Source organism: Actinomycetota bacterium (genome assembly GCA_014360645.1).
Lineage (GTDB): Bacteria > Actinomycetota > Geothermincolia > Geothermincolales > RBG-13-55-18 > Solincola_B.
The window spans coordinates 116,007-135,359 of record JACIXD010000009.1 but is presented as its reverse complement, the minus strand read 5'-3'; the positions used below and the strand labels follow the sequence as shown (position 1 = coordinate 135,359).

19 protein-coding genes are annotated in these 19,353 nt (G+C 65.0%); 14 read left to right on the top strand and 5 right to left on the bottom strand.

What is annotated here, in order from left to right:
* Positions 1 to 227 precede the first annotated feature (227 nt).
* From H5T74_09600 to H5T74_09570, 7 genes are all read left to right on the top strand, one after another.
* Positions 228 to 1,466 carry an MBL fold metallo-hydrolase gene (locus H5T74_09600; protein MBC7230627.1) on the top strand — a complete coding sequence of 413 codons (1,239 nt, stop codon included), beginning with the start codon at positions 228 to 230 and terminating at the stop codon, positions 1,464 to 1,466.
* Between the two features lie 38 nt (positions 1,467 to 1,504).
* The gene (locus H5T74_09595) at positions 1,505 to 2,236 is read left to right on the top strand and encodes a sulfite exporter TauE/SafE family protein (protein MBC7230626.1); all 732 of its coding nucleotides are present in this window, start codon (positions 1,505 to 1,507) and stop codon (positions 2,234 to 2,236) included.
* A 166-nt stretch (positions 2,237 to 2,402) separates the two neighbouring features.
* Positions 2,403 to 4,034 (top strand): L-glutamate gamma-semialdehyde dehydrogenase, encoded by a 1,632-nt coding sequence (gene pruA / locus H5T74_09590; protein ID MBC7230625.1) that lies wholly within the window; start codon positions 2,403 to 2,405, stop codon positions 4,032 to 4,034.
* Positions 4,035 to 4,505: 471 nt separating this feature from the next.
* Positions 4,506 to 5,135 carry an ABC transporter ATP-binding protein gene (locus H5T74_09585; protein MBC7230624.1) on the top strand — a complete coding sequence of 210 codons (630 nt, stop codon included), beginning with the start codon at positions 4,506 to 4,508 and terminating at the stop codon, positions 5,133 to 5,135.
* Positions 5,132 to 5,941: an ABC transporter permease gene (locus tag H5T74_09580; protein MBC7230623.1), complete on the top strand. Its 810-nt coding sequence runs from the start codon at positions 5,132 to 5,134 to the stop codon at positions 5,939 to 5,941. Before H5T74_09585 ends, H5T74_09580 begins: the two co-directional genes overlap by 4 nt.
* Positions 5,942 to 6,154: 213 nt before the next feature.
* Entirely contained in the window at positions 6,155 to 6,562 is a 408-nt protein-coding gene (locus H5T74_09575; GenBank protein ID MBC7230622.1) for a hypothetical protein, read from the top strand.
* A 19-nt stretch (positions 6,563 to 6,581) separates the two neighbouring features.
* Positions 6,582 to 6,890: a hypothetical protein gene (locus tag H5T74_09570; protein MBC7230621.1), complete on the top strand. Its 309-nt coding sequence runs from the start codon at positions 6,582 to 6,584 to the stop codon at positions 6,888 to 6,890.
* Between the two features lie 299 nt (positions 6,891 to 7,189).
* Here H5T74_09570 and H5T74_09565 read toward each other — a convergent pair whose 3' ends face one another.
* The 3 genes from H5T74_09565 to H5T74_09555 form a co-directional block, all read right to left on the bottom strand.
* The gene (locus H5T74_09565) at positions 7,190 to 8,002 is read right to left on the bottom strand and encodes a methyltransferase domain-containing protein (protein MBC7230620.1); all 813 of its coding nucleotides are present in this window, start codon (positions 8,000 to 8,002) and stop codon (positions 7,190 to 7,192) included.
* Positions 8,003 to 8,316: 314 nt separating this feature from the next.
* The gene (locus H5T74_09560) at positions 8,317 to 9,198 is read right to left on the bottom strand and encodes a HAMP domain-containing protein (protein MBC7230619.1); all 882 of its coding nucleotides are present in this window, start codon (positions 9,196 to 9,198) and stop codon (positions 8,317 to 8,319) included.
* Positions 9,199 to 9,512: 314 nt separating this feature from the next.
* Positions 9,513 to 9,965, bottom strand: a complete 453-nt coding sequence (locus tag H5T74_09555) for a GNAT family N-acetyltransferase (GenBank protein ID MBC7230618.1) — start codon at positions 9,963 to 9,965, stop codon at positions 9,513 to 9,515.
* A gap of 425 nt (positions 9,966 to 10,390) precedes the next feature.
* Here H5T74_09555 and H5T74_09550 point away from each other — a divergent pair, with 425 nt between their 5' ends.
* The 3 genes from H5T74_09550 to H5T74_09540 all read left to right on the top strand — a co-directional run bounded on the left by H5T74_09550 (position 10,391) and on the right by H5T74_09540 (position 13,709).
* A complete protein-coding gene (locus tag H5T74_09550; GenBank protein ID MBC7230617.1) occupies positions 10,391 to 12,061 on the top strand; it encodes an AMP-binding protein in 1,671 nt (556 codons plus the stop codon).
* A gap of 33 nt (positions 12,062 to 12,094) precedes the next feature.
* On the top strand, positions 12,095 to 12,925 hold the full coding sequence (locus H5T74_09545) for an NAD-dependent protein deacylase (GenBank protein ID MBC7230616.1): 831 nt from the start codon (positions 12,095 to 12,097) through the stop codon (positions 12,923 to 12,925).
* Between the two features lie 184 nt (positions 12,926 to 13,109).
* Positions 13,110 to 13,709: a dihydroxy-acid dehydratase gene (locus H5T74_09540; protein ID MBC7230615.1), complete on the top strand. Its 600-nt coding sequence runs from the start codon at positions 13,110 to 13,112 to the stop codon at positions 13,707 to 13,709.
* Between the two features lie 436 nt (positions 13,710 to 14,145).
* Here H5T74_09540 and H5T74_09535 read toward each other — a convergent pair whose 3' ends face one another.
* On the bottom strand, positions 14,146 to 15,102 hold the full coding sequence (locus tag H5T74_09535; GenBank protein ID MBC7230614.1) for an MBL fold metallo-hydrolase: 957 nt from the start codon (positions 15,100 to 15,102) through the stop codon (positions 14,146 to 14,148).
* A gap of 311 nt (positions 15,103 to 15,413) precedes the next feature.
* Here H5T74_09535 and H5T74_09530 point away from each other — a divergent pair, with 311 nt between their 5' ends.
* The 4 genes from H5T74_09530 (at position 15,414) to H5T74_09515 (ending at position 18,575) form a co-directional block, all read left to right on the top strand.
* A complete protein-coding gene (locus tag H5T74_09530) occupies positions 15,414 to 15,716 on the top strand; it encodes a hypothetical protein (GenBank protein MBC7230613.1) in 303 nt (100 codons plus the stop codon).
* A 159-nt stretch (positions 15,717 to 15,875) separates the two neighbouring features.
* Entirely contained in the window at positions 15,876 to 16,349 is a 474-nt protein-coding gene (locus tag H5T74_09525) for a PaaI family thioesterase (GenBank protein ID MBC7230612.1), read from the top strand.
* Between the two features lie 106 nt (positions 16,350 to 16,455).
* Positions 16,456 to 17,271 carry a 4Fe-4S binding protein gene (locus H5T74_09520; protein MBC7230611.1) on the top strand — a complete coding sequence of 272 codons (816 nt, stop codon included), beginning with the start codon at positions 16,456 to 16,458 and terminating at the stop codon, positions 17,269 to 17,271.
* 236 nt (positions 17,272 to 17,507) lie between these two features.
* Positions 17,508 to 18,575, top strand: a complete 1,068-nt coding sequence (locus tag H5T74_09515; protein MBC7230610.1) for a hypothetical protein — start codon at positions 17,508 to 17,510, stop codon at positions 18,573 to 18,575.
* A gap of 125 nt (positions 18,576 to 18,700) precedes the next feature.
* Here the strand turns inward: H5T74_09515 and H5T74_09510 are convergent, their stop codons facing one another.
* Positions 18,701 to 19,042 (bottom strand): hypothetical protein, encoded by a 342-nt coding sequence (locus tag H5T74_09510; protein ID MBC7230609.1) that lies wholly within the window; start codon positions 19,040 to 19,042, stop codon positions 18,701 to 18,703.
* Positions 19,043 to 19,353: the final 311 nt, after the last annotated feature.

Genomic DNA, 19,353 nt, shown 5'->3' with positions numbered 1-19,353 from the left:
GGCCCGTGCGGCCGTCTTGCGGGGCCACCGAACCGGTACGGGCGGGCAGGATACCACATGAAAGCCGCGGCGCCCCTGTCCGCGCACGCGAAGCCCGGATACGCTGTTTCCCGGTACAGGATTTCCTTATAATCAACACATCCGGATGGCTTGTTTCGGCGTGATGTCTGCGTGGGCCCGTGCACGGCGAGGGGCCTGCCGCGCGTTTCGACCTCGGAGGTGAGGGCATGGATGGCGACACTTCCCTGGGAAGCCAGGGGCTCTTTTCCGCGCAGGGGGAGATGAGGGACTTCGGCGAGGGGCTGCGCATGCTCCAGCTCTTCGCCAACGTGTGCCTGGTGGAGAGCGGCGAAGGTGTGGTGGTCTTCGACGCCGGCCTGCCCATAGACGGCCAGCGCATCGTGGGGGAGTTGCGCTCCGTCACGGAGGCCCCGGTGCGCTATATCATCTACGGGCACGGCCATGCCGACCACGCCTTCGGCACCCGCGCCCTGCTGGAGGACGCCGAAGAACGGGGCCACCCCAGGCCGGTGATCGTCGCCCACGAGAACCTGCCGGCGCGCTTCGACCGCTACCGCAGGATGCTTCCCTACCACGAGCACATCAACCGCATCCAGTTCGCCATCCCCGAGGGGATCCCCGCCTTCCCGTGGGATTATATCTACCCGGACGATGTGTTCCGCGACCGCCTGACCCTCCGCCTGGGAGACCTGACCTTCGAGCTGCGCCACGGGCGCGGGGAGACCGACGACCACCTGTGGATGTGGATACCGGAACGCAGGGCCCTGTTCACCTCCGATTTCTGGGTTTGGTCATGCCCCAACGTCGGAAACCCCTTCAAGGTGCAGCGCTACGCCCTGGAGTGGGCCCGGGCCTTGGAGGAGATGGCCGCCCTCTCACCGCGGCTGATGCTGCCGGGGCACGGGACCGCCTTGGCGGGCGAGGGCGAGATAGCGGAGGCCCTGGGGACGGTGGCGCGTGCCCTGAGGCACCTCGACCGACAGGTGGTGGACATGCTCAACCGGGGCATGTGGCAGGAGGAGATACTCCGCTCCTTCCGGTGGCCCGAGGAGTTCGCCGGGAGCCCTTACCTGGCTCCCATCTACGGCCACCCCTATTTCGTGGTGCAGGCGCTGCTGCGCCAGTACCACGGCTGGTACGACGGCAACCCCTCGCATCTCTTCCCCGCCCCGTCTCGGGAGGTGGCGGAGCAGGTGCTGGACCTTGCGGAAGGGTCGAGCAGGGTGCTGAAAAGGGCGAGGACGCTCGCGGAGGAAAACCGGGTCCAGCTCGCGCTCCACCTCGTGGATTTCGTGCTCGATGCCGGCGCCGAGCCGCGCCGGGAGGCCCTGGAGCTCAAGGCCCGCCTGCTGCAGGCCCTGGCCGAAAAGGAGAAGAGCCTCATCGCCAGGAACATATTCCTGGGCGGAGTGCGGCAGATAGAAAAGGAACGTGGTGAGGCATAGGCCGTCCGCGGGCGGCGGACATCCAAGGGGGTGCGGCGTTGCAGGTCTTCACCATCGCGTTGGCGGCGCTGGCGGTGTCCTTCGTCTTCTCCATGATGGGCGCGGGCGGTTCCCAGATACTGGTACCCATTCTCTTCTGGCTGGGGCTGGATTTCAAGAACGGCGCCATCCCCGTCGGCCTCCTGGCCGCGGCCGTGACCTGTTTCTCAGCCGGCGGTCTGTACTGGCGCCGGGGGCTGGTGCGCATCTCCACCGCATGGCCCTTCGCCCTTGCTGTGCTCGCCGCGAGTCCTCTGGGCGCGGCGCTCGCGCGGCCCGCCTCGTCCACTGCGCTGATGATCGCCTTCGCGGTGGTGAACATCGCCGTGGGGCTGATGGTGTTGCGCGGACGGAACGCGGTGGGGGGAGAACTCTCCCGGCGGAGGGAGTTGACCGTCGCCCTCCTGCTGGGTCTGGGGATAGGTTTCATAATCGGCTTCATCGCCCGCGACGGCGGGCCTTTCACCATGGCCGTGCTGGTGCTCATGGGAATAGACGCGCGGGAGGCGGCGGGGACGGCGCCGGTCATCGTGGCGGCGGGCTGCCTGGTCGCCTTCGCCGTGCACGCCTTCGACATGACCGTGGGGTGGCCCGTGCTCCTGACGGTCGGCCTTGCGAGCCTGGCCGGCTCGCAGGTCGGGTCGCGCTTCATGAGCGAACGCATGGAATCCCGCACCATCAGGCTGCTCTTCACCGCGGTGATGATCCTCGTGGGCGCGGTAATCCTATAGGGTCAGCCCCGGACATGGGACATCAAGCACCGGCCGTTTCGCCCTTGCCCGCAGGGACCGGTCGCTCGGCCTGAGCGGCGGGCACGGTTTCGCCGCGACTACCGTTGATGTATCATATCGGCGTGTCTTCATATCCAGCCCTGCGTGGACAGAAGGAGGAAAACCCATGTTCAACGGCATATTCCACATCCGCAAGCCTGAGAACGAGCCCGTCCTGGGTTATGCCCCGGGAAGCCGGGAGAGGGCCGAGCTGAAGGCCGCCCTGAAAGAGATGCTCGCCAACCCGGTGGAGGTCCCCTGCATCATCGGGGGGCGGGAGGTGACCACCGGAGACCTGGTGGAGATGCGCTGCCCCCACAACCTCTCGCAGATGCTCGGCACCTACCACCGCGCCGGCGTCAAGGAGGCGGAGATGGCCATCGACGCCGCCAACGAGGCCAAGCTGGCCTGGAGCGAGATCGACTGGTCCTCGCGCGCCACCGTGCTGCTCAAGGCGGCGGAGCTGCTAGCCGGCAAGTACCGCCAGGTGCTCAACGCCGCCACCATGCTGTGCATGAGCAAGTCCTGCCACCAGGCGGAGATCGACTCCGCCTGCGAGCTCATCGATTTCTGGCGCTTCAACCCCTACTTCATGACCCAGATCTACGACGACCAGCCCATCTCCACCCACGGCGTGCTCAACTACATGGAGCACCGCCCCCTGGAGGGGTTCGTCTTCGCCATCACCCCCTTCAACTTCACCTCCATCGGCGGCAACCTGCCCACGGCCCCCGCCCTCATGGGCAACGCCGTGGTCTGGAAGCCGTCCTCGGACGCCGTGCTTCCCGCCTACTACATCATGAAGATACTCGAGGAAGCGGGGATGCCCGACGGCGTCATCAACATGATCCCCGGACCCGGCCCCTCGGTAGCCCCACCCGTGCTCAACCACCTGGACCTGGGGGGCGTGCACTTCACCGGCTCCACCTACGTCTTCTCCACCATCTGGCTGACCATAGGTTCCGACATCCGCAAATACTTCTCCTACCCGCGCATCGTGGGGGAGACGGGAGGCAAGGACTTCATCTTCGCCCACGCCTCCGCGGACATCGAGGCGCTGGTGGCGGCCGTCGTGCGCGGGGGCTTCGAGTACCAAGGCCAGAAGTGCTCCGCACCCAGCCGCGTGTACATCCCCGACAGCATCTGGCCCCGGGTGAAGGAGCGCCTGCTGGACGAGATCGCCACCATCAAGGTGGGGGACGTGTGCGACTTCTCCAACTTCATGAACGCGGTGATCGCAAAGGACGCCTTCGACAAGATCGCGGGCTACATCGAGTTCGCTCGCCAGGACCCCAACCTGGAGATCCTCTGCGGCGGCACCTACGACGACTCGGAGGGGTATTTCATCCAGCCCACGGTGGTACAGACCAAGGATCCGCGCTCCAAGCTCATGGTGGAGGAGATCTTCGGCCCCGTGGTCACCGTCTACGTCTATCCCGAGAAGCAGTACGAGGAGACGCTGGAGCTCTGCAACACCACCAGCCCTTACGCCCTCACCGGCGCCATCTTCGCCCAGGACCGCTTCGCCATAGTGCAGGCGACCAAGAAGCTGCGCCATGCCGCGGGCAACTTCTACATCAACGACAAGCCCACGGGGGCGGTGGTGGCCCAGCAGCCCTTCGGCGGCTCGCGCGCCTCGGGCACCAACGACAAGGCGGGGAGCTGGCTCAACCTGGAGCGCTGGGTATCGACGCGCGTGATCAAGGAGAACTTCCTCCCGCCCACGGACTACCGTTACCCCTTCCTGGCGGAGGAATAGCGAGTATGGCCGGGCTTCGGCGGCTCGGTCTTACGGTTGGCGGACAAGGGAGGATGGGCGCGCCTCCGTCCGAGCTCTGCGGGAGGTTGATGCGGGAGGGCTTTATGCCTCCGAAGCTCCGTGCCACGATCCCGCCGACGCACGGCCTTCCTTGTCCGGCCAAGGCATAAACGTCTTCGAGGCCATGAGGAAGGAGGGCGTGGTGCGCACACTATCCCGGGGCGAAGAGTGTCCCCCGTCCTGGGGGATGGTGCTGGTGGATCGAGCATGCTCCGGGACTCTTGAAACCGCGCCGCCTCGCCGCTGCAGCCACACCGCCTTGTCCGTCCCAAAAACTCGTGGTGACAGAGATGATAGCCGCCGTATTATTATCGGGATACGATATCGCAGGGCGATGCGCTGTTCGATGCGGAAAGGCGTTTCTTCCAGAGGCCTGCCGAGGCATGCGGACACGGGAGGTTGCAGGCAGGGATGGCCTTGATAGCATACCATGATGTCGGGTTCTCCGCCGGAGACCGCAAGGTGTTCAAGGGCTTCAACCTCGAGGTACGGGAAGGCGAGAAAGTGCTCATCTTCGGCAGGTCCGGCACGGGCAAATCCACCATCCTCAAGATGCTCCTGGGTTTCACGCGGCCGGATAGCGGGAGGGTTTCGTTCGAGGGGAGAGAGGTCGACCGCAGGAACGTATGGGAGGTACGGAGGCGAGTGGCGTACGTGAGCCAGGATCTGGATATGGCGGACGGGAGGGTCCGTGATTTCCTGGACTGGACCTTCGGCATCAAGGCGAACCGGGGCATCGTAGGGAGCTGGGAGAGGCTGCGCGGATACATGGAGTGGATGGAACTGGGGCAGGAGATCATAGACACCGTGATGGCCGACTTGTCCGGCGGCGAGAAGCAGAGGCTGGCCCTGGCCGTGGCCCTGTCTCTGGGTAGGGAGGTCTTTCTCCTGGACGAGGTCACCTCCGCAGTCGATCCCAGGATGAGATCGAGGATCGTCGATCTGTTCACGAACCTGAAAACGTCGACGGTCCTGGCGGTATCCCACGACGAGACCTGGTTGCGCGCCGCGGGCATAAGGGTGATGGAGCTGAGAGGTTGAACGTGGGCGCGCGGAGCATTTCGTGGTTGTCCCTGGGGCTGGCCTTTCTCATGCTGCTGGCGCCCCTTGCGCTCTTTATGCTCCTGCGGGTCAGGCTGAGCATGACCCTTCTCTGGTCGGTCGCCAGGATGTCGGTGCAGCTGTTGCTGGTGGGATTCTTCCTGATCTACGTGTTCGAATGGGACAATCCTTACCTGAGCGCGGCATGGCTTCTGGTGATGGTGGTGTTCGCCGCGCTCTCTGTGGTGGGAAGCACGGGATTGAGATACCGCGGTTACCTGTGGATCGTGTTCCTGGCCTTCCTCTTCTCCGCCGCGCTGGTTCTTATGTACTTCAACGGGCTGGTGATCGGCCTGGACGATCTCCTCGAGGCGAGGTACGCGGTGGCCATCGCCGGTATGTTGCTCGGCAATTCCCTGGGCGGCGTCATCATCGGAATGGGGGAGTTCTTCCGGGGCGTGAGCCGTGACGAGAGACGATACCAGTACCGCCTGGCCCTGGGGGCGACGCGTTACGAGGCGCTCTCCGAGCATCTGAGCAGGGGGATAGTCATGGCCCTCAAGCCCGCGCTGGCCAACATGGCTACCATGGGGCTGGTATTTCTTCCCGGGATGATGACGGGCCAGATACTGAGCGGGGAGCCGCCTCTGCTGGCGGTGCGTTACCAGATCGCCATCGTCATCGCCATCTTCGTATGCGTGGCACTGACGGCCGCCTTTTCCCTTCTCCTCTCCCTGGTGGTGAGCTTCGACGGCTTCGGCAACCTGGAGAGAGGTATATTCCGCGCAAAACACGGCCCCAGATGAGTTTCCGGCCCTGCCGGTGGCGAGAGGAAGATCCCCGGCACGGGAAGGCCGGCGTCGTATGGGCTACGGGTCAGGTAGAGGACGATGTGCGGGAACGGCGACCCGTTTGCTGATGGCGCAGAGGGGCGCGGAGGGCAACCTCATATATCAGAGAAACATTCTTGTCTAATATCCCGCGCATGTCATCGACCTCTCCATGCCGGAGGCGGTGAGGTGGTACCAGGGGAAGCTGCGCGCCCTCCTCGAGCTGGAGGCCTCCGTCATCAATCCATACCCCTATGCTCTCTGCGGGGAGGGCTGAGCCTCGGCCTGTACGGATTCACCTTCTGGGCCCAGGACCGCGGCGGCTTCACCGGCGCCCCCACCGACAAGCTGTATATCCGTTTCACCAAGCACTGTATCCTCAAATCGCACATCCGTTACCACGGAGGAGGGCCGCGCTTTCGGGAGCCCCGGAACTACCGGCCGGAGACGCAGGACGTGGTGCGGCGTCTGCCGGAGCTGCGCTACCGGCTCATCCCCTATATCTATTCCGAGGCCCGCCACCTCGCTGCCCGCGGAAGGCCCATGTTCCAGCGCCTGGTGCTGGAAACCCTTGCGGCAAGGAGTGTTGTGGACTAATTATGCCCGCGGAAGGCCCATGATCCAGCACCTGGTGCTGGAGTTCCCGGACGATCCCAACGTGTACGCCATCGAAGACCAGTACCTGTTCGGGCGCAACCTGGTGGCCGCCTCCGACCTAACCGAGGAGGACGAGCGCAGGATCTATATCCCCGAGGGAGGATGGTACGACTTCTGTACGGGCGAGCGCCTGCGGGGACCTAGATGGATACGGAACCCCTGCCCCCTCGAGCGCGTGCCCCTGTTCGCGCGGGAGGGGACTTTGCTGCCCCTGGGGCCGGTGATGCAGTACGTGGGGAAAATGACCTCTCCGCGGGCCTGGCATTGAAGGTCTACCCGCGGCCAGACGGCACCGCCGCTTACCGGCTCGAGGACGAGGGTTCCTCCTACGAACTGAAGGCCTGGGTCGAGGGGGGAGAGCCGAGGTTCTCCGTGGAACCCTCTATCCAGAGGGTCGCCGCGGAGTGGCCTCCGGGGAGCGGACAGCCCGGCGGTGATCCCGGAGGCCCTGAGGGCTGAAGGGAGGGGCGCGGCTTTCCGGCGGCCGCGGGGCGAAAGGAACTCCTTTTCTGCTGCCGTAAGTCCGAATCCGTCACCGCATGCGCATATGCCGGCGCAGCTCCCCCTTCAGGCCCTCTGCGCCTCCACCTCCAGGCGCATGGCGTTGACGTGCACGAGGCCTTCCGCGTCGGGGGGGTAGAGCTCGAGATAGGTCGAGGCGAGCTGGGCGATGAAATCCTCCCGCCTCGCTTCGGGCAGGCATTGGGTGAAGGGGAGCCAGGTGGTGCGGATCCAGGCCTCCAGGCCCCGCTTCCCCTCGTGCACCATGTCCTTGGGGATGAGCTCCACGCGCAGTGGGACCAGGTTGGCCTCCCGCAGCCAGGCCTCGTATTCCTCCGGGGAGCAGAAACGGTAGGGGAGACGCAGGTCCTCGAAGTAGCGGCCCCAGTCGCTGCGAGCGATGAGCTCCCCCAGGGCGCGCACCACATTGGAGGCGTTACCCTTTCCTCCCATCTGGAAGAGTGTCCTCCCGCCGGGCTTGAGGGACCTCCTCACCCCCTGCAGTAACCCGAGCTGATCGGATACCCAGTGCAGGGCGGCGTTGGAGAAGGCGAGGTCGAATCGTCCGTCGAAGCCGAGTTCCGAGGCGTCCATGACCTCCCAGGACAGATTGGGAAAATCTTCTTTGGAATATGTCCTGCGCGCCAGGTCTATCATCTCCGGGGAGCTGTCGATGCCCACCACCCGGCCGTCGGGCACGCGCCGTGCGATCTCGGCGGTGAGGGCGCCGTCACCGCAGCCTATATCCAGAACGTGTTCATCGCCGCGCAGGTCCAGCTTCGAGAGCAGCTCCCGCCCCCATTCTTTCTGTTGGGAGGAGCTGTCGCGGTAGTCGGCCGCGTCCCACCTGTAGGCCTTCTCGGTGCGCCGCGTCTCCATGTCCGTCCCCCTTTTGTCCCGCGGATGCGCCGTCCCGTCGCTCTTCGCTCCTGTCGACTTGTCTACGGGAGAACGCCCCGCCCCTCGGCGCTGCCAGGGGCCGCCGTGGCGATCTTCCCATTCCCGCCGCAGGGCGCGGCCGCGACTTCCACTGCGATGATAGCACGGTCAGGGTTTCAGCCGGCAGTCGTCGAAGGCCGGATTCGCGACGTTCCGCAGCCGTGCGACACCGCGGCGGGAGAGCAGCGCGCTCGCGCTCACCGCAGATGCGCGGGTAATGCGAGGCGCCCGGCGCGGAGCCTCAGCCGCTGCCCTTACTCCTCACCCACCGATTTCGCGATATATTTCCGGAAGCTCTCCACCATCTCCTTGAAGGCGCGCTCCAGGACCTCGAACTCGCCGCCCTCGTGGACCTTTATGTCCACGTCGAGGTTGCCCTCCATGACCTCTTTGGCCGCGGCCGCCAGCTCCTCGATGGGTAGGGTGATGCGCCTACGGATGAGGAGGCTGAGGATGAAGAAGGTGATGACGAAAACAACCGCCACGGAGCCCAACACCACCACCACCATCACCAGGTTCAAGCGGTTCTGTTCCTGGTCGAAGAAACTCTCGATATCCGCGAGTTCCCCGCTCATGGATTTCACGGACACGCTCACCGTGGTGCTCATGGTCTCCGGGTCATCGTAGCGGTTGAGCACCAGGAGGTACTTACCCTGCAGGGAGAGCTCCGGAACCCCGTCCTCCATCCATATATACGGCTCCCCGTCCTCTATGGCCTGCACGAGGTAGTCCGGCACCTCCCATTCATAGACCAGGTTTTCGTCGCTGGAGAGTATCACCAGCGGCATTCGGTTCAGGGGGGTGGGCATGAGGATGACCAGCAGCGCCACCTGGCCCTGTATTTCCAGCTCCGCCACTTTCTTGAGCTCCGCGTTCAGTTGACGCTGGGCCTCGCTTATCTCCTTGTTGGCGAAGGCGCTGGCGATCTCCTGGGGCTTGAGCTGCCCCAGTTTCTCGTTGAACATGGGGATGAACAGGGAACTCAGGTATTCGGTGGTGGAGGTGATGTTGTCCACCTGGGTCTGGATGAGTTTCTGGCGGCTCTTTTCCACCAGCCGGTTCTGGGAGCCGCGGTAGGTGAGCCAGGAAACGAGGGCATAGAGCCCGAAGACGGCGATCACCAGAATGGTTATCAAGTAGAGGATGTGCGTTCTTCCCGTTCTACCGTTCGCGAGCGTGCGCGTATCTGCCAATCCAATCACCCCACCTCTTCGTCTCTCGTCCGACGTCTCTTTCACCTAGGCTAAATTATCGGGTGCCAGGCCCGTTCCCTTGACCGCGTGGGATGGCGCTTGCAGAAGCGCAAGAAGATGAATGATCGGGGCGGAAATCACGGGTCCCGGCGAGAATCTGCGGGAAGCCGGGCCTATGCTCAAGATGAGAGACGCGTTTCCCCGGCCATGCTTTCATCGCCTGATCCTGGCCGCCCCGCATGAGCTGCCGGCATCGTTCAGAGTTGGGCCTCGTAGTAATGGCGCCGGCGCGTGAAGCCCATCCTGGTGTAGAAGCCCTCGGCGCCCGCGTTGTCCAGCTCCGTGGAGACGTCGAAGACGGTGCATCCCCTCTCCAGGGCGATCCTCTTCGCTTCCTCCACCAGCCTTCGCCCCACCCCCTTGCCGCGCGCTTTCTCGGATACCACCATCTCGGTGATGGTGGCGCGGTTGAGGCCGCTGGCCAGCGTGGGGCGGATGAAGAATATCAGCAGCCCCACCGCCTCGCCGTCCTCGCAGGCCAGGAGGAACATCCAGTCCGGCGAGGAGAGCATCTTCTCGAGGGTCCTGGACCATATCCCTATGTCGATGAGGGGGGCTTGTTCCGCGAACCCCACCGCGTCGGCCAGCTCCCTCGCCAGCCGGAAGATATCCTTTTCGTCTTCCGCGGATGCTCGTCTTATCTCCAGCACAAGCCCACCTCCCTTTCGGCGACCTGTCTGCCATCAATAGTATATCCTCACCGGCCGGGGAGAGGCGAATCGCATGAGCCAGGACGGGTTTTCCCTCCTCGGCCGCTCGGCGGGTGCGGGGGGACGGAGGTCCTGACCGCCGCTTATGGCGGAAGAGCCGGCGTGGCGTCATGGATGGCGCCGCAGCGCGCCCGGAGGCGGGACGAGAGGACTTCCGAGAACCGTATGCTAGAATAAGCGGTACGAAACGGCCCGAGGGGAGGGGGCGGGGCGCGGTCGGGTATAAGGCTTCGGATGTCAGCGGATACGGTTGAAACGGACCCCGCTCCGGGGAACATGCCGGAAGGCCCGTTTCCGCATACCTTCTTTCGGCAAGGCAGGAGGGAGACACGGGCGGTTCGCCCGGGAAAGAAAGGGGTGGATCCATGACCGACGTCTATGCGAAGAAACCGTGGCTCAGGCACTATGACCCTCACGTGCCGCCCCACCTGGAGTACGAGGACAAGACCTTCGCCCAGAAGTTCGTGGAGGCGGCTCAGAGGGTGGGGGACAACCGGGCGCTGATCTACATGGACAACATCCTCACCTTCAAGGACGTGGACCGGCTCTCCAACCGGCTGGCGGCGTATTTCATCGATATCGGGCTCCAGCCCGACGACGTCATCGGCCTGCACGCCCTCAACATCCCCGCCCATTATATCGCCGTGGTCGCGGCTCAGAAGGCGGGGTGCGTAACCACCGGCGTCAGCCCCCTGCTCACCCCCCATGAGCTTGAGCACCAGCTCAACGACTCGGGCGCCAAAGTGGTGCTCACCATGGACCTGCTCTTTGGGGCCATCGCGCCGGTGGCGGACAGGTGCGGCTTCTCCACCGTGATCGTCGCGGGGACCACCGATTTCATGCCCGGAGAATTCCCCCCCGTGCAGGTGCAGGAGATACCGGGCAAGGAGGTGATCTCCTTCTTCGACGCCATAGAGGGGATGCCCGAGGACACAGTCCTGGTGCCGCGCGGGATGGACGACACCATCTTCATCATGTATACCGGGGGCACCACGGGACCCTCCAAGGGGGCCGTCCTCACCCAGCGCAACTTCATGTCCAACTGCCACCAGACCCTCACCTGGGCGGACGAGCCCGGCTACACCGGCGAGGTAGGCATATCCGCCTTCCCCATGTTCCACATGGCCGGCCTGGCCATGGCCGCGGGCCTCCTGCAGGGCGGCCTGGGCCAGATCTGCGTGCCCAACCCGCGTGACCTGGACTTCATCGTCGGTGCCATAAAGAAGCACCGGCCGTCCTCCATCATCAGCGTCCCCACCATCTTTTTCGAGCTGCTCAAGAGGCCCGACTTCAGGGCCTTGGACTTCAGCGGGGTCAAATACTGCATCAGCGGCGCGGCGCCCTTTCCGCCCGAGAGCATTCCGGACATCAACCGCGTCGTCGGCGACAACAAGTTCATCGAGCTCTACGGCATGACCGAGACCTCTCCCGTCACCGTCTGCAACCCGCGCTACGGGATGAAGAAGGTGGGATCGGTGGGCATACCCTACCCGGACACGGAGCTGAAACTGGTCGATCCCGAGACGGGGGAGCCGGTGCCGCTGGGGGAGACGGGGGAGATCTGCGTGCGCGGCCCCCAGGTGATGAAGGGATATTACAACCGCCCCGAGGAGACGGCCCATGCCTTGAGGGACGGCTGGATGCATACCGGCGACCTCGGACGCATGGACGAGGACGGCTACCTCTACGTGGTGGACCGCCTCAAGGACATGGTCATCGTCTCCGGATACAAGGTGTTCACCCGCGAGCTTGACGACGAGCTCATGAAGCACCCCGACGTGGAGATGGCCGCTTCGTTCGGTTTCCCGGACCCCGACCGGCCGGGCTCCGAACGGGTGATGGCGGCGGTGGTGCTGAAGCCCGGGATCGAGAAGAGCGAGGAGGAAAAGGAGAAGATCCTCGCCTTCCTGAGGGAGAACGTGGCGCCCTACAAGGTGCCTAAGAGAATAGAGTTCTTCGATGCCCTGCCCACCAGCGGCGTGGGGAAGATCCTCAAGCGCGAGCTGAAGGCGATGATGCAGCAGGAAAACCGCTAGAGGAAAGAGCGGAGAACGCACGGGGAGCTGATCTTGGACCTCAACAGGCAGATCGAGGAAGCGGCGATCTACATAGCCAGGGCGAAGAGGCTGGTGGCCTTCTCGGGAGCGGGGGTCTCGGCGGAGAGCGGCATCCCCACCTTCCGCGACCCCGGCGGATTGTGGGACCGCTTCGACCCCGTGGAACTGGGGGGAGGAGACATCTTCACCTCCATCTTCAGCGGCGCGAAGGTGCCCCAGGCGGCGGTGGATTTCGTGTCCGAGATGGTGGAGGTGCTGGAGCGGGCCCGCCCCAACCCGGGCCATTACGCTCTGGGCGAGCTGGAGCGCATGGGGATCCTGCGCGCGGTGATCACCCAGAACATCGACAACCTGCACCGCGAGGCCGGCAACACGCGGGTCATCGAGGTGCACGGGAACATCTTCCGCCTCGCATGCCTGGTCTGCGGCAACCGCACCATGCTGGAGCGGGAGGAGCTCTTTGCCATGGGGCGGGAGCTCGTGGAGATGCTGCGCAGCGGGAACATCCAGGGCATCGTGCGGGTGGCCTCGAAGTGCAGGTGCGGGGGAGTCTGCCGGCCCGACGTGGTGGGCTTCGGGGAGCCGGTGCAGGACATGCCCCTGGCGATAAGCGAGGCGCAGAACGCGGACGTGCTGCTCATACTGGGCACCTCGGGCATGGTCTATCCGGCCGCCTATATCCCGGAATACGCCCGGAAGGCGAGAGCGCGCCTGGTGGAGATAAACGCCACCGGGTGCTATTTCCAGGACCTGGTAGAGGTGGGGATCGTGGGCAAGTCGGGAGAGATACTCCCCCGCATCCTGGAGCGCGTCAAGGTCTTGAGGGATTACAGCGTCTTCTGACCGTCCCTGCGGGCAGGTGCCCGTTGAACAACGGTATCCCTTTGTCGTGGAGGATTCCATGAGCTAGCCCAGGAGCCGACCGATATTCGATGAGTACGATTTCCCGATGAGCATCGCCCGCCTGGCCATCATACACGGCCTTGGGGCGGACATCGACAAGCTCAAGTAAAAGCCGCTCATCGCGGTGGCCAACTCCCACACCGAGATGAACCCCGGGCACATGCACCTGCGGGCGCTGGCGGAGCGCGTCAAGGAAGGGGCGCATGCAGCGGGAGGCATACCCTTCGAGTTCGACGTGCCCGCTCCCTGCGACGGCTTTACCGAGGGCAACGAGGGCATGCGCTTCGTGCTCCCCCAGCGGGAGCTCATCGCGGACATGGTGGAGACGCATGCCCGGAGCATGCTCTTCGACGGCCTGGTGCTCATCGCTTCCTGCGACAAGATCATCCCGGGCACGATCATGGCGGCGGCGTGCCTGGACCTGCCCACCATCATGCTCACCGGCGGACCGGGCGCCTTCGCCATGAGGTTCTCTCCGCGGAGCACCGGAAGCATCTTCCATAAAGATTACCCGGACTTGCTGGGCGAACTTGCCGCGGCCACCTGCGCTACCTGCGGGTCCTGCGAATTGATGGGGACCGCCAGCACCTTCCAGTGCCTGGCGGAGGCCATGGGCCTGGAGCTGCACGGCTTAAAGCGCGTGGCGCTTATCACCGACGGCCGGTTCTCGGGGGCGACCACCGGGCCGTGCATTGGACACGTATCGCCTGAGGCTGCGGCGTGAGGCCCGACGGCCGCCCTGCGGGACGGAGACGAAAAAGACATCGACATACCGGGGCGCTCTCTCGCGGTCAGGCTCTCCGCCGAGGGGATCGACGCGCGCCTTGCGGAGCGCCGGCCGCCCCGGCGTGTTCTGCCCCCGGCTTCATGCGCCGTTACGTGAGGCAGGTCACCTCGGCCGCTCGCGGCGCCGTGCTGGAATGAGCCGCGAGTTCACCCGTACCTTTCCGCGTACGCTGCAGGAAGAAGGCGACGGCGGAGGTGACGGCGCGGCCGCTCTGCCCCCGATGAGACCTTGCTCTTCGCCGCGCGCGGTGGGATGCAGGTCAGGCGGCGATGACGACCACGACATGCTCGCCAGGCCATGACGCCCTCTTCCGCACACGGCCTGAGTGGCCTTTTTTACCGGCGACACCGCGGAGCGACCCGGTCGGGTATACTCAAGCCCGGAAGGTGAGGCGCGTCCCCGCCATGTTGAGGATGAACTTCCCGGGCATGGCCTGCTCAAAGGCCATCACCGCTTTGCGTCCCGTGCAGTGGGTGGGGACGACATAATCGGGGTCGAAGGAACGGAGCCCGGCGATGGTCTCCCCGATGATGGGCTCGAATGCCGGCCCGGTGAGGTGAAAACCCCCCATGACCACGTGGACCCGGTCCACCCCGGTGACCTTGCGGGCATAGGCGACGGTGTTCACGATGCCGGAATGGGCGCACCCGGAGAGCACCACCAGCCCCTTGCCCCGCAGGTTCATGACCACGGCGGTGTCCTCCTCGATGGGATCCCAGCACTCGCCGCCCTCGATCTCGCAATAGGCGTTGGGCATCCCCCGCTCGAAGTCCGTCACGCGCTCTATCTCGCCCAGGAAGAGCACGGTGTCCCCGGCCAGGAGGGTGGGCTCCGTGCTCTCTACAATCTCAGCGCCCGCTTCCTTCCAGGCGGCGCGGTCGGCGGGGGGGAACTTGATCCTCACCTCGCCCACCTTGAGGTAGCGGTTCTCCTTGAACGCCGCGGGGTGGACGTAGAGGGGCAGCGGCCTGGCGGGAAGGGAGGAGATGACGGGGATCAGGGCTCCGAAGTGGTCCATGTGCCCGTGGGAGAGCACCGCGGCCTCCACGCGCGAGAGGTCCACCCCCAACTGCTCGATATTGTAGGGCACGGCCACGGGGGAGAGGCCGAAATCGAAGAGCAGTTCGTGGGATCCCTCTTCGGCCACCGCCTTCACCAGGGCCGAGAAGCCGTGCTCGGCCAGCACCGACCCCCGCACCTGAAGGTCTTTTACGGGCATCGCCCTGGTGACGATGTCGCTTGAATCCATGGACACCAGGTCGTTGTAGTTGTCCGACAGGGATAGGATCTCCACCTGGTCGATCTCCCTTAGGCTCACCGTCTCTCCCATGACCATACCTCCTTCCCCGCGCCCGAAGAGCTCACCCCCAAAGTTTATAGGCATATACCCTTTTGCGTAAAGGTCGGCCCGGCAACGGGCTCCGGGCGCGGTGGCTGGGTTGACCGGGCTGGGGTTTGAACGGCATGCATGTTTGTTCTATGTTGGAAAGGGTGCCGGCGGCCCGTCGATGATCATGGAGCTCGCCGTGCCGTGGAAGGGACGCGCGCTTGCGGTGTCCTGCAGGTACGGTATGGCGGCAAGAGCCCCGGCGCATGTCGGCGAGAGGCGTTGCCCGAGGAGGCAGGGAAAGGCGGTAGGCGATGGGCGGTCAGGCATACAGATGCGCCTGGTGCAGGAAGAAGATCCCTTCCGGCGCGGAGGTGTACGGACTCGGCGTGCGCCTCAAGGAGGAGTTAAGGTACCGGGAGGCGGTTGGAAAGGCCTCGGTGGTACATCTGCCCGCGGGGGGCAGAGAGCTGGAGTGCATGGTGACCGCGGACGGCTCGCAGGCCAGACAAGAGGGATGGGACATCATCTTCATGACGTGCAGCGAGAAATGCGGGCGGGAGCTCAAGAACCTGTTGGAGGAGGAGAGGCAGCGCCTTTTCGAAGAGATCATGTGAGGTGAAAAGGTCGCTGCCCTGAAGGCGGGACCCGCGGGGAGGTCGGGATACGACTGCATGGGGTCCTGCCCCCCGTCTCGCCGGCCATGGGGCCCCGGAGGGTAGGCGGCGAGCAGCCGTGGGTGGCGAAAAGAGATCTTTCGGAGGTGCACGGCAAGGGTGATCGGAAGCGGGGGAGCGGACGGTGGTCGCCGCGGGGAGAGGGGGCGGCGGGAGGACCTCGAGGAGGGATTCCGAGAGATAATCGAGGACCGCGCCAGGCATGCCCCCTTCTACCGCCTGCTGGGGATGGAGGTGGCGGAGCTGTCGCGAGGCGGCGCCGTCATAAGGCTCCGCGTGGATACCGGGCACATGGATGAAAACGGTCACGTCCACCCCGGCGTCGTCTTCGCACTGGCGGACGCGGCCTCCGGAGTTTCCCTGGCCACCCTCTTTCGGCGCGGCTCGCGCCGGGTGGTGACGGTGGAGATGAAGGTGAACTTCCTGGCGCCGGCGGGCGCGGGCACGCTGACGGGCAAGGGACGGGTGGTGGCCGAGGACGGGGACGTGGCGGTCTGCGAGGCGGAGGTGCGCGACGGCGCGGGCGCGCTCGTCGCCCTGAGCATGGCCACCTTCATGAAGGTGGGGCGCTGATACCGCTGCCCCTCCGGCACCGCGGGCGGCAAGAAAAGAAGCACGGGTTTTCCGAGACGGTGAGCGGTTCGGGGAGGTCGGGTCGGACGGAAAAGGAGTGATGGCGATGGCGGAAGCGTCCGGGCTGGATGAGAGCCTCAGGAGGGGACTCAGGAAAGGGGTGGTGCGGGCGGCGGAGTTCGGCCTGCGCACGGCGATGAAGATCCCTGGCCTGAACAAGGTGCATCCCTGGCTGCGCGAGGACAAGTCGGAGCTGCGCTGGCTGCCCATCAACGCGGATATCGAGCTCCCGGAGGACGCGCCGTTGCCCCTCGCTCTTCTCGACCGCTTCATCGAGGAGGCCTCGCACCGCGTGATCATCGATTACTGCGGCTGCCGCGAGGGGTGGAAGTGCAAGCACTACCCCAGGGATATAGGGTGCTTGATGATGGGCGACGACGCCCTGCTGATAAAGCGTTTCCCCGGACGGGAGGTGGGCGTCGAGGAGGCCAGGGCGCACGCCCGCCGGGCGGTGGAAGCAGGACTGGTGCCGGTGGTGGGCAAGGCGAGGGTGGACAACTTCATCTTCGACGTCAGGGACCGCTCGCGCATGCTCACCACCTGTTTCTGCTGCGAGTGCTGCTGCATAACCCGATATACCCGCTATACGCCCGCCGAGTGGCTCGACCCCATACAGCCCGTCCTGGAAGGCCTTACCATAACGGTCGGCGATGCATGCACGGGGTGCGGGAAGTGCGTTCGGCATTGCTATATCGCGGCCATCGAGGTCCGGGACGGCCGTGCGGTCATCGGGAAGCGCTGCCGCGCCTGCGGCAGGTGCGCGGCGGTCTGTCCCGAGGGAGCGATAAGCATCGCCGTCGATGATCCCCAATTCCTGGAAAAGGCGTACGCGAAGATACGCGCTCACGTGAAGTTCGACTAGGCGGCACGAGCCGGAAGTGCGGCCGGCGGGCCTTACTCCACCGGTGGTGATAAACGGAGGCGCACAGTGGGCGTGATACGTGTCGCTGTCCTGACCTGCGGCACACCGCATCCTCCTCCTTCCCGGAGAGTGGGTGCGTCCCGGGGCCCGCCCTCGTCGAGGAGGGGTCTTGGTCCGGGAGAAAGGGATCGAGGCACGGCGCGGAGAAGTGATATGCGAAGGTGAGGGGTTTTCGGATGGTGGAGAAAAAGAGGATCTGCGGCACATGCGGCCTTCCCGCGGGTATCGGGAAAGGCAACGTATGGCATGCCAACGGGGTGATCACCGCCGCTTACCCTCCCCATATCCGCGGCACCCTTTACGACACGGATGAGCTCGGGAACCTCTTCCCAGCCATCTCCGGCCGTATCGGCTTCGACATCTCGCGCCTGGTGCTGGAGGGGAAGCGGAAGGACGGGAAGCGTTACGCCGCCTCGCTGGCACACAACCTCAGGGCGGCGGGCAGGGATGCCGACCCCATGACCGTTTACGGCCTGATCGCGAGGTTCTGCGCTTACTGGGGACTGGGCTTCGCATCGCCGGCGGAGTACCGCGCTGGCGAGAAGCTGGTGATCGAGACCGGAAGGACTTATAACCGTCCCATGGCCATGGGGGACTGGGCGGGGGTGTTCGAGGCCATGGAGGAGAGGCGAGGGGAGCCGCACTGGCGGGAAGAAAGGGGGCGGGATCTCATTGAGATCCGCGCCGTGGAGGGAGAGCCGGAGATCGAGGAACGCATCGAGCAGGAGGTGGAGCTGGGGATACCCTTCACCCATGAGGGTGAGCTGGAGTACCGGCGCTGCTCCGAATGCGGGGTGCCCTTGGAGGTCTCCCGTCAGTTCGAGTGGGACGCCGACCGGGCCCTCATCGTCGAGAGGCTTAGCGGCAGGCGCTTCGTGCTCCATAACACCAACGGGATCGTGGCGGTGGTGCGGGTGCTGCGCGAGGAACTGGGGGAGGAGATCGGCGAGGTGATCACCGAGGTCTCGCGAGACTACGCGAGGGAATATTACGCCGGGATCAGGGGCGATACCTCCATGGAGGCGGAGCTGGCGAAGTTCCCCCTGCGCAGCTGGGGAAGGCCTGTGTTGCTGGCGCGCGGGGCCGAGGGCTTTCGCCTGAGGGTGGTGAACCCGTACTCTCCCCCCATAGTGGCGGGACGGATTTGGGGCCTGGTGGAGGTTTTCGAGGACTCCGCCTGCACGGTGGAGAGCATGGAGGAGGGGGAAGGCTGCCTGGAGATCTCGCTGGCAAGAAAGAGATAGGGCCGGCTCCTGATGCCGGAGTCCCCGTCCCCGCCGGATGGTCGAAAGCCCGGCCAACCACGGCAGGAATGCGGTCAGGTCCTTGATCCCTGATTCTATGGCAATATATGGTAGATGACTGGGGATCAAAGGCCTGACCGCGCTGCGCCTCCTCCCGCGTCTTTCACTTGAAGGCGTATATGGTGCCGTCCGCCTGCACGGTGAAGAGGGTACCGTCCTTTCCCATCGGCGGAGGTTATACCCGGATAGGGGAACGAGCCCACGTACAGGGTGCCGTCGTCTCCTATGGAGGGGTAATCCAGGGTGTTCGCCCAGTCGGAAAGACCTTCATATAACGGCAGGTCTCCCTCCGGCCTGACCTCCCAGAGCTTGTTGTCCTCCTTGTCGAAGGCATAGAGCACCAGCGGAGAAGCTCCGCAGTACAGGGCGTCCTTCGCGGCGGTGGGAGTGCAGATATTCCCCGGCACCGCCGTCTCCCATTTGAGCTCCCCGTTGCGGTGAGGGCCACCAGCTTCCCGGCCGTGCTCCCGGCGTAGACCGTGTCGTCGAGGTCTACGGCGGGCATGTCCACGGTTCCCCCGATCTCGTATGACCACTTTTGCGAGCCTTCGGGGTACAGGGCGACGACCCTGCTTCCGACGCCGCAGTAGATGGCTCCGTCCTTTCCCGAAGCCTTGCCCTATTTTTTCGGCGCCGGGTCGCGCGACTTTTGCCTCTCCCGGAGAGCCGGCCTGTCCGGGCTCTTTTCGTTTTTTCTCGCAGTGGTTGTTTCGCCACC

Bases quoted from the DNA above. Each gene is read 5' to 3' on its own strand.
- H5T74_09600 (MBC7230627.1), top strand. From the start codon at position 228: ATGGATGGCGACACTTCCCTGGGAAGCCAGGGGCTCTTTTCCGCGCAG.
- pruA (MBC7230625.1), top strand. From the start codon at position 2,403: ATGTTCAACGGCATATTCCACATCCGCAAGCCTGAGAACGAGCCCGTC.
- H5T74_09585 (MBC7230624.1), top strand. From the start codon at position 4,506: ATGGCCTTGATAGCATACCATGATGTCGGGTTCTCCGCCGGAGACCGC.
- H5T74_09570 (MBC7230621.1), top strand. From the start codon at position 6,582: ATGATCCAGCACCTGGTGCTGGAGTTCCCGGACGATCCCAACGTGTAC.
- H5T74_09565 (MBC7230620.1), bottom strand. From the start codon at position 8,002: ATGGAGACGCGGCGCACCGAGAAGGCCTACAGGTGGGACGCGGCCGAC.
- H5T74_09550 (MBC7230617.1), top strand. From the start codon at position 10,391: ATGACCGACGTCTATGCGAAGAAACCGTGGCTCAGGCACTATGACCCT.
- H5T74_09535 (MBC7230614.1), bottom strand. From the start codon at position 15,102: ATGGGAGAGACGGTGAGCCTAAGGGAGATCGACCAGGTGGAGATCCTA.
- H5T74_09530 (MBC7230613.1), top strand. From the start codon at position 15,414: ATGGGCGGTCAGGCATACAGATGCGCCTGGTGCAGGAAGAAGATCCCT.
- H5T74_09520 (MBC7230611.1), top strand. From the start codon at position 16,456: ATGGCGGAAGCGTCCGGGCTGGATGAGAGCCTCAGGAGGGGACTCAGG.
- H5T74_09515 (MBC7230610.1), top strand. From the start codon at position 17,508: ATGGTGGAGAAAAAGAGGATCTGCGGCACATGCGGCCTTCCCGCGGGT.